Origin of the sequence: Azospirillum sp. B506 (assembly GCF_000333595.1) — a bacterium.
Classification (GTDB): Bacteria; Pseudomonadota; Alphaproteobacteria; order Azospirillales; family Azospirillaceae; genus Azospirillum.
The window spans coordinates 1-7763 of sequence record NZ_BADK01000063.1 but is presented as its reverse complement, the minus strand read 5'-3'; the positions used below and the strand labels follow the sequence as shown (position 1 = coordinate 7763).

The 7763-nt window shown below is 68.1% G+C and carries 8 protein-coding genes; 2 read left to right on the top strand and 6 right to left on the bottom strand.

Going from position 1 to position 7763, the window contains the following annotated elements:
• The coding region (locus I71_RS37050; RefSeq protein ID WP_148294124.1) for an NAD(P)-dependent oxidoreductase at positions 1-446 on the top strand (446 nt) is incomplete at its 5' end.
• Here the strand turns inward: I71_RS37050 and rfbH are convergent.
• Genes rfbH through rfbF form a run of 3 tightly spaced genes read right to left on the bottom strand, consistent with a single transcriptional unit; the run spans position 395 to position 3677 of the window.
• Positions 395-1750 (bottom strand): lipopolysaccharide biosynthesis protein RfbH, encoded by a 1356-nt coding sequence (gene rfbH / locus I71_RS02005; protein WP_042689561.1) that lies wholly within the window; start codon positions 1748-1750, stop codon positions 395-397. The genes I71_RS37050 and rfbH overlap by 52 nt on opposite strands.
• A 43-nt stretch (positions 1751-1793) precedes the next feature.
• Positions 1794-2888 carry a CDP-glucose 4,6-dehydratase gene (gene rfbG / locus I71_RS02000; RefSeq protein WP_042689559.1) on the bottom strand — a complete coding sequence of 365 codons (1095 nt, stop codon included), beginning with the start codon at positions 2886-2888 and terminating at the stop codon, positions 1794-1796.
• Between the two features lie 18 nt (positions 2889-2906).
• Positions 2907-3677: a glucose-1-phosphate cytidylyltransferase gene (gene rfbF, locus I71_RS01995; RefSeq protein WP_042689556.1), complete on the bottom strand. Its 771-nt coding sequence runs from the start codon at positions 3675-3677 to the stop codon at positions 2907-2909.
• Between the two features lie 270 nt (positions 3678-3947).
• Here rfbF and I71_RS01990 point away from each other — a divergent pair, with 270 nt between their 5' ends.
• Entirely contained in the window at positions 3948-5144 is a 1197-nt protein-coding gene (locus I71_RS01990; protein ID WP_042689553.1) for a sensor histidine kinase, read from the top strand.
• A 52-nt stretch (positions 5145-5196) separates the two neighbouring features.
• Here the strand turns inward: I71_RS01990 and I71_RS01985 are convergent, their stop codons facing one another.
• From I71_RS01985 to fliG, 3 genes are read right to left on the bottom strand one after another with little or no spacing between them, the layout of a single operon-like run.
• On the bottom strand, positions 5197-5667 hold the full coding sequence (locus I71_RS01985) for a DUF2000 domain-containing protein (protein ID WP_244433570.1): 471 nt from the start codon (positions 5665-5667) through the stop codon (positions 5197-5199).
• A gap of 44 nt (positions 5668-5711) precedes the next feature.
• Positions 5712-6578: an AraC family transcriptional regulator gene (locus I71_RS01980; RefSeq protein ID WP_042689547.1), complete on the bottom strand. Its 867-nt coding sequence runs from the start codon at positions 6576-6578 to the stop codon at positions 5712-5714.
• A gap of 36 nt (positions 6579-6614) precedes the next feature.
• Positions 6615-7637: a flagellar motor switch protein FliG gene (fliG, locus tag I71_RS01975; protein ID WP_042689544.1), complete on the bottom strand. Its 1023-nt coding sequence runs from the start codon at positions 7635-7637 to the stop codon at positions 6615-6617.
• Between the last annotated feature and the right edge of the window lie 126 nt (positions 7638-7763).

Here is a 7763-nt window from a genome sequence, read left to right as displayed (position 1 = left end):
GGCCGATGGACAATGGGCAATGGCTGATCCCGATGGCGATCGATCGTCTTTTGCGTGGCGAGCCGGTTCCCCTGACCGGCTGTGAGCAAAGATGGAGCTTCCTGCATGCCCGCGATGCCGCCGCCGCCTTTCGCAGGGTGCTGGAGTGTGACGGGGCGGAGGGGGTGTTCAACCTCGGCCATCCCGACGCGCCGCCTTTGGCGGAAACGCTGATCCGGCTTCGCGATCTCGTCGATCCACACGGCATCCTCGGCTTTGGCCGCCTGCCGTACCGTCCGAACCAAGTGATGGTGCTGCAACCGGATGTCGGCCGTTTGCATCGGCTTGGCTGGCGGCCGACAGTCGACCTCGATGCCGGATTATGCGAGACGGTGCGCTGGTTCGCGGATCGTTGTCAGCCGGCCGTCCGCGCCCGGACGAAGCCGCGGACGACCTCCAGCATATAGTCGATGTGAGCGGCGGTCAGGCCGGGGTAGACGCCGATCCACAGGGTGCGGGCGGTGACGGCGTCGCTGTTCGTCAGCTCGCCGACGACGCGGTGCGGCCGGTCCTTCATGTAGGGCTGGCGCAGCAGGTTGCCGCCGAACAGCTGGCGGGTGCCGATGCGGGCACGGTTCAGCGCGCGCGTCAGATCGTCCCGGCTGAAGGGGGCATCGGCCGCCACGGTCAGCGGGAAGCCGAACCAGGACGGCTCGCTGTTCGGGGTCGCTTCCGGCAGGACCAGCATGTCGGCCAGTTCGGCCAAACCGGCCTTCAGCCGGGCGAAGTTGACCTTGCGCGCCTCGATGAAGCCCTCCAGCCGATCCATCTGGCCCAGCCCGACCGCAGCCTGCAGGTCGGTGATCTTCAGATTGTAGCCGAGATGGGAGTAAATGTACTTGTGGTCGTATCCATGCGGCAGGTCGCCGAGCTGCCAGTTGAAGCGCTGCCTGCAGCTGTTGTCGTGGCCCGGCGGACACCAGCAGTCGCGGCCCCAGTCGCGGAAGGATTCCAGCGAGCGCTTCAGCTTGGCGTTGCCGGTGAAGACCGCGCCGCCCTCGCCCGTCGTGATGTGGTGGGCCGGGTAGAAGCTGAGGGTGCCGATGTCGCCGAAGCTGCCGACCGGCTTGCCGTCATACATGGCGCCCAACGCATCGCAGCAATCCTCCACCACCCACAGCCCATGCTTTCCGGCGACGCGGGTGACGGCGGCAAGGTCGAAGGGATTGCCCAGCGTGTGGGCCAGCATGATGCCGCGGGTGCGCGGGGTGATCGCGTCTTCCAGCCGCCGCATGTCCATGTTGTAGGTCGGAATGTCGACGTCGAGGAAGACCGGGACCATCCCGTTCTGCAGGATCGGGTTCACCGTGGTCGGGAAGCCGGTGGCGCAGGTGATGATCTCGTCGCCCGGCCGCAGCGCGCGGTCGCCCAGCAGCGGCGAGGTCAGCGCGGTCAGCGCCAGCAGGTTGGCGGACGAGCCGGAGTTGACGGTCAGCACGTTGCGGACCCCGAGGAACTCGCCCAGCCGCTGTTCGAAGGCATCGTTGAAGCGGCCGGTGGTCAGCCAGAAATCGAGGGCGGAGTCCACCAGCAGCGCCATTTCCTCGCCGCCATACACCTTGCCGCTGACCGGGACCGGGGAGCGTTCGGGGTCGAACGGCCGCTCGGCATGGGCGACCTCCGCATATTCGGCGACCAGATCGAGGATCCGGCGGCGCAGGTCTTCCCGGCGATCCGTGGAACCGGCCGGCGAGGAGGGGGGGGATGTCATGGCGGTCTCATGAAAGCGGGGACACGGAAGGCCGGCGGGCGGCTCAATCGGCCGGTTGGGCCGCGTTGAACGCAAGAAGCTGGGCGGACATCAGGGCGGGGATGTCCCCGCCCTGGCTGCAGGCGCGATACCAATCGACGGTACGGGCCAGCGTTTCGGCCAAATCCCAGCGCGGTGCCCAGCCCAGCCGCTGCCGCGCCTTGGAGCAGTCGAGCGCCAGGAAGCGGTTCTCGTGCGGGCCGGCGGGGCCGCTGTCGTCGATCCAGGCGGCGCCGTCGCCCCACAGCGACGCAAGCCGGTCGGCCAGCCAGTGGACCGGACGGGCGCTGCCCTCCGCCGGGCCGAAGTTCCAGCCCTCGGCATGGGTCGCCGGCTCGGTCCAGGCGGCTTCCGCCAGCATCAGATAGCCGTGCAGCGGATCGAGCACATGCTGCCAGGGCCTGGTCGCATGACGGTTGCGCACCACGGCCGGACGGCGGTCAAGGAAGGCGCGGATCAGGTCGGGGACCAGCCGGTCCTCCGCCCAGTCGCCGCCGCCCACGACATTGCCGGCACGCCCCGACACCAGGGCGACCGGGCGCGCCCCCGGCGGGAAGAAGGACTGTCGGAAGGCGGCGGTCACCAGCTCGGCGCAGCCCTTGCTGCTGCTGTAGGGATCGTGGCCGCCCATCGGCTCGTTTTCGCGATAGCCCCAGACCCACTCGCGGTTCTCATAGCATTTGTCGCTGGTGACGTTGACCACGACGCGCACGCTGTCGACCCGGCGCACCGCGTCGAGCAGATGCACCGTGCCCATCACATTGGTGGCGTAGGTCTCCACCGGATCGCGGTAGGAGCGCCGCACCAGCGGCTGGGCCGCCATATGGATCACGATGTCGGGATGGGCGGCGGACAGCACCGCCTCCAGCCGCCCGCGGTCGCGGATGTCGGCGATCTCGCTGCGGTGCAGCCGCTCGCGCAGGCCAGCCGCCTCGAACAGGCTGGGGAAGAGGGCGGGATCGGTCGGCGGCTCCAGCGCATAGCCGGTGACCCGGGCGCCCATGGCGGAAAGCCAGAAGCCGAGCCAGCTTCCCTTGAAGCCGGTGTGGCCGGTCAGGAAGACCGACTTGCCGGACCAGAACGAGGGATTCACGGGCATCGGGGCGGTCACCGGCTTCTACCAGCTTTTCCAGGGCGGGTTGCCGGCCGCCCACAGCGTCTCCAACAGGCGCTTGTCGCGGATGGTGTCCATGCATTGCCAGAAGCCGTCATGCTTCCAGGCGTGCAGCTGGCCGTGTTCGATCAGGCGGTGCAACGGCTCGTGCTCCCACATGGTGTCGTCGCCATCGATGTAGCGGCCGACCGTCGGCGACAGCACGAAGAAGCCGCCGTTGATGCGGGCGCCGTCGCCGGGAGGTTTCTCCTGGAAGCCGGAGATGCGGTCGCCGGTCAGCTCGACCGCGCCATAGCGCCCGCCCGGATGCACCACGGTCATTGTGGCGGCGTGGCCGTGCTCCCTGTGGAAGGCGATGGAGGCGGAGATATCGATGTCGCCGACGCCGTCACCGTAGGTGAGGCAGAAGCTCTCCTCCCCCTCCAGATAGGGCAGCACCCGCTTGAGGCGCCCACCGGTCATCGTGCTCTCCCCGGTTTCCACCAGAGTGATGCGCCAGGGCTCCGTCTGGTGGCGGTGGACATCCACGGTGTTGGACTGCAGGTCGATTGTCAGGTCCGAGTTCTTGACCCAATAATTGTAAAAATATTCTTTGATCGCGTATCCTTTATAGCCCAGGCAGACGATGAAATCGTTGATGCCATGCGAGGAATAGATTTTCATTATATGCCAGAGAATCGGCTTTCCTCCGATCTCCACCATCGGTTTCGGCCGCAGATCCGTTTCCTCGGAGAGCCGAGTCCCAAGACCGCCGGCAAGTATTACAGCTTTCATCCTCGACAGATCTTTCGGTTCAGGATGGGAGCGTGCCAGAGTATCGGTCGATTCATGAAAGACGGTCAAGCACGGGCATTCCGCGGGGGGCCGGACGGATGCCGGCGCTGCGCCCAGCCGGATCGTGTGGCCGGATCGCGCGGTCTGCCCGACCGCCCGCCGCGCGAATGCCGCTTTCCGATTCGCGAAAGCATCGGGTAACGTCTCGCGGTTCCCTGGTTGCTTGGTCTATGCTGCCGGGGCCAAGCCCATTCGGAGCATCCCGCCACCATGACCAGCGCAACCACCGGCACCACCTCGCCCGGCGGGATCCTCGACGGCATCGTCCTGTTCGAGGCCTTCTCACCGGAGGAGCGCGCCGCCGTGGCCTCGCGCGGGCGGGTGTTCGCCGCCCCGGCCGGCACCGTGCTGATGCGCGAGGGCGACAGCGCCAGCTCGCTCTATGTGCTGCTCGACGGCATGGTGCGGGTGGTGCGCAGCGACCCCTTCGGCGGTCAGGTGGAGGTCGGATTCCGCCGCGCCGGCGACTGTTTCGGCGAGATGGCGCTGATCGACGGCGGTTCCCGCTCCGCTTCCGTGATCGCCGCCACGCCGGTCTCGGTGTTCGAGCTGGAACGCGACCTGTTCCTGTCGCTGATCTCCCCGTCGCCCGACCTGCTGGCGAAGCTGCTGCGCGAACTCAGCCGCATGATCCGCGAGGTTTCGGAACGGGTGGTGCGCGAGGATCTGGAGCGCCGCACCCGCATCGCCGAATCGGCGCTGGCCCGCCAGCGCGCCATCACCCAGGCGGTCACCGGGCTGGCGCATGAACTGAATACGCCGCTTGGCGTCTGCGTCACCGCTGCCAGCCACCTGCAGGATCTGGCCCGTTCCGGCAGCGGCCCGCTTTCCAGCGAGGAGTTGCGGGAACCCGCCAGCCTGCTCGACGCCAACCTCGCCCGCGCGGTGGAACTGGTGGAGGCTTTTTCCGCCATCGCCGCCTGCCAGACCGCCGAACCTCTGGAGGCGCTGGACCTGTGCCGCATGGCGCAGGAGGCGGCGGCCCTGTTCGCGGTCCAGCATCCCGACCTGCCGCTGGACATCCAGGTGGCGACGGGCGGTGCCCGTCCATGGATCGGCTGTGCCCCGCCGCTGGAACGGGTGCTGCACCAGCTGTTCGCCAACGCCGCCGCCCATGGATATGGCGGCGGCCCCGGCATCGTCGAGGTGACGGTGGAGCCGGCGACCCTCGACGCAGTCCCGGCCTGGAACCTGATCGTCCGCGACCGTGGCGCCGGCATTCCGGCCATCAACCTGCCGACCCTGACCGACGCCTTCTTCACCACCGCCCGCAGCCGCGGTCACAAGGGGCTGGGGCTGGCGGTGGTGTTCAACACGGTGACCGGGCCGCTCGGCGGCCGGCTTGCCATCGACAGCATGCCCGGCGCCGGCACCACGGTGACGATCACCGTGCCTCAGGAGCTGTGACGGGCGGGCAGCCTTCGCCGTGCCGCTCAACCATGCCCCTCAACCATGCCCCTCAACCATGGAGGCCGAGGCCCTTCACCGTCTTGTCGACCGCCTTCTTCGGTCCGCGCAGGGCCAGCCCGACCAGATCGGGCGCATCCGGGTTCTCGGCCTGGAAAACCGCGCGGTTGGCGGCGTCGTGACCGGTGCTGAACATCGCCGCGACATAGGGCACCAGCGTCAGCCCCCGCTCCAGAGCGCCTTCGCGGACGGTGCGCAGCTGCTCGCCGTCGGCGGCGAAGATCAGCATCGGCTGGCCCAGCATCCGGCCATAGCGGCGGCCGGCGCCGTCGACATACGCCTCGCCCAGCGCGTCCGGTGCCGCGGCGGCGATCCCGGTGGCGAGGAAGGCGGCGACATTCAGCTTCTGCCAGACGGCCAGGTCGGCGCGGATCACCAGCGCGACCTTGGTGTCGAAGCGGACGGGGGCGTCTGCGGGGCCGGTTTCGGGCATCGGGCTATCGGGCATCGGGCTATCGGGCATGGCAACGGTCTCCTTTGCCCATCCAGATGCCGGATCGCCGCGCCTCAGTCTGGAACGTTCGTGCACAGATCGCGATAGGCGGCCGGCGTCAGGCCGTAGGCGCGGCGGAACCAGCGGCCGAGATGGCTCTGGTCGGCGAACCCGACCTCCGCCGCCACCAGTGCCGGCGCCTCGCCCTCGGCCAGCCGGCGCCGGGCGGTGCGCAGGCGCAGCCGGACCAGATAGGCGTGCGGCGACAGGCCGAAGGCGGCGCGGAAGGCACGGTTCAGCCGGAAGCGGTCGACGCCTGCCGCGGCGGACAGATCGTCCAGCCCGACATCATCGGCCAGCCGGGCATGCAGCAGGTCGCGTGCCAGGGCGGCGGCACGGTCGGGGCGCAGTGCGGTGCGCTGATGCGGCAGTTCCAGATGGCCGGCCAGCCTCGTCGCCAGCCGGTCCACCGACAGGTCGCGGGCCAGCCGCCCCTCGCGCTGGTGCAGGGCCAGAAAGGCCGTGCGGATCGTCGCCGCAAGTCCGGGATCGTCGGCCAGCGTGTCGCGGAACCCAAGCGGCAGGCCGGTTCCCCGCGGCATCAGGCTGCGCAGCGCCTCGCTGCACGCGGTCAGCAGCGGTACCGGCAGATAGAGCATGGCGTAGGTGAAGCCGTCCTCCCCCGGGCTGTGGCCGTCATGGGCTTCGCCGGGTTCGATCAGGATGACGCGGCCGGGGACGCTGGTGTGCAGCCGCCGCCGGCAGCGGAAGGCCTGAACCCCCTGTTCGGTGATCCCGACCAGCAGCTCGTCATGGTCGTGCAGGTCATAGGCATGGCCGCGGAAATGGGCGCGGATGGTCTCGATGCCGGACTCGGGATCACGGCGCACCGCCACCCAGTCGTCCTGTCCGCCGGTCGCTTCGCCCGCCCTTCGGCCCATGCGGCACCTCCATCTCCGATCAGTGGGCGTCACCGATCAATAGATCAGTTCGTTCTCGCCGCCGCTTTCGGACAGGACCAGCTCGCCGCGGGCGGCCAGATCCTTGGCCAGCTGCACCATGTACATCTGTGCCTCGTCGACGTCGCGGACACGGACCGGACCCATCGCCGCCATGTCCTCGCGCAGGATCTTGGCGGCGCGCTCGGACATGTTGGAGAAGAACAGGTCCTTCAGCGTCTCCGACGCCCCCTTCAGCGCGGTGCCCAGCTTCTGCTTGTCCACCGTGCGCAGCATCGTCTGGACGCCGCTGGGGTCGAGCTTCGACAGATCCTCGAAGGTGAACATCAGCGACTTGATCCGCTCGGCGCTGTCGCGGTTGCGTTCCTCCAGCGCCGCCATGAAGCGGTGCTCGGTGGTGCGGTCCAGCCCGTTGAAGATCTCCGCCAGCATCTCGTGGCTGTCGCGCCGGCTGGTGCGGGCGAGGTTGGTCATGAACTCGGTGCGCAGGGTGCGCTCGACGTCGTCCAGGACCTCCTTCTGCACCGCCTCCATGCGCAGCATGCGCATGATGACTTCCATGGCGAAGCTTTCCGGCAGCTGGGTCAACACCCGGCCGGCATGTTCGGGACGGATCTTGGACAGGACGACGGCGACGGTCTGCGGGTACTCGTTCTTCAGATAGTTGGATAGAACCGACTCGTTGACGTTCGCCAGCTTGTCCCACATGGTTCGGCCGGCCGGACCACGGATTTCCTCCATGATCTGGTCGACCTTGTCCTTCGGCAGGGTCTTCAGCAGCAGCCGCTCGGTCGAATCGAAGGAGCCGACCAGCGATCCGGTGGCCGACATCTGCTCGGCGAACTCGACGAACAGTCGCTCGATCAGGTTGGCCGACACCGTGCCCAGGTTGGCCATCACCTGGGACAGCTCCTTGATCTCCTCGTCGTCCATCAGCGAGAACAGCCTGGAGGCATGTTCCTCGCCGAGCGCGAGCATCATAATGGCGGCCTTTTCCGGACCGGTGAGGGTCCGGTAATCCTCGCGAACCTTCAACGCCATCTGTCCGCCTCCGCCACCGCCATCGCCACTGCCGACCACCCGGTGCCAAGCCCATTCGGCGCCGGGATGCGCGGGCGGTTCATTCTTACACGTCAGGTTTCCTGGTCTTCCGNTCTAATACGGTTT

What these genes read in the sequence shown, in the direction of transcription:
- fliG (WP_042689544.1), bottom strand. Translation starts at nt 7,637, where the DNA reads ATGGCGTTGAAGGTTCGCGAGGATTACCGGACCCTCACCGGTCCGGAA.
- rfbF (WP_042689556.1), bottom strand. Translation starts at nt 3,677, where the DNA reads ATGAAAGCTGTAATACTTGCCGGCGGTCTTGGGACTCGGCTCTCCGAG.
- rfbH (WP_042689561.1), bottom strand. Translation starts at nt 1,750, where the DNA reads ATGACATCCCCCCCCTCCTCGCCGGCCGGTTCCACGGATCGCCGGGAA.
- rfbG (WP_042689559.1), bottom strand. Translation starts at nt 2,888, where the DNA reads ATGCCCGTGAATCCCTCGTTCTGGTCCGGCAAGTCGGTCTTCCTGACC.
- I71_RS01990 (WP_042689553.1), top strand. Translation starts at nt 3,948, where the DNA reads ATGACCAGCGCAACCACCGGCACCACCTCGCCCGGCGGGATCCTCGAC.
- I71_RS01985 (WP_244433570.1), bottom strand. Translation starts at nt 5,667, where the DNA reads ATGCCCGATAGCCCGATGCCCGATAGCCCGATGCCCGAAACCGGCCCC.
- I71_RS01980 (WP_042689547.1), bottom strand. Translation starts at nt 6,578, where the DNA reads ATGGGCCGAAGGGCGGGCGAAGCGACCGGCGGACAGGACGACTGGGTG.